The 830-nt window shown below is 71.6% G+C and carries 1 protein-coding gene; it reads left to right on the forward strand.

Annotation, left to right across the window (positions count from 1 at the left end):
- Positions 1–181: 181 nt before the first annotated feature.
- Positions 182–830: PIG-L family deacetylase (locus KUM32_RS40870; RefSeq protein ID WP_308408851.1), on the forward strand; the 649-nt coding region annotated here is incomplete at its 3' end.

An 830-nucleotide genomic window follows, 5' to 3' on the forward strand; every position in this document is an offset into this window, starting at 1 on the left:
GGAGAAGACCCTGAACATGGGCGTCGGCATGATCGCCATCGTGCCATGACACGTCCACGCCCGACTTATCCGGGTGGGCACGCATTCGTACGTCATTTCGATACGTGACGGTCACGGGCGGCGCGGCAGGCAACCCCGTTGAACCCTGCGACATCTCTCAGCACGCCAGGGTGGCCTCCAGGTGGCCACCGCAGAACGACGCGGGACCACTCAGGTGCACAACTCCTCACATACCGGCATAGCGCGGCGCTCGGCGCTGGTCGGCTTCGCGGCGGTCGCCGCCGCCACCGCCGCCGGGTGCGCGGGCGGCGGCTCCGCACACCCGCGCCCCGTCCACCGGCCGGTACGAGCGGTGGACCCGAGTTCGACCGACGCCTACGCGACCGGCGGCGAGCCCGCGCTGCTCCAGGTCATGGCCCACCCCGACGACGACCTGTACTTCATGAACCCGGACGCCGAGCACCTGGTGCGCGCCGGCGTGCCGGTGGTCTCGGTCTACGTCACGGCCGGCGAGGCGATCGGCAAGAACTGGGTGCCCGGCATGCCGAAGCCGGTGCTCGACAAGGCCGCCTACTCCGCCGCCCGGCACCAGGGGCTGCGCCAGGCGTACGCCACCATGCTCGGCCTGGACGCCTTCACGCCCTGGCGGACCTCGGTGCTCGACCTGCCGGGGGGCGTGCGGGCCGAGACCAACGTGCTGACCAACGGCCGCCGCCGGGCCCAGTTGATCTTCCTGAACATCGCGATGCTCTCGCCGGGACAGGTGCGCATCCCCGCGCTGTGGGCCGAGCCGGGCACGGTCATGCGCACCCTGCCGGCCACCGTCTTGC

It is taken from the genome of Streptomyces sp. AC627_RSS907 (genome assembly GCF_019049165.1).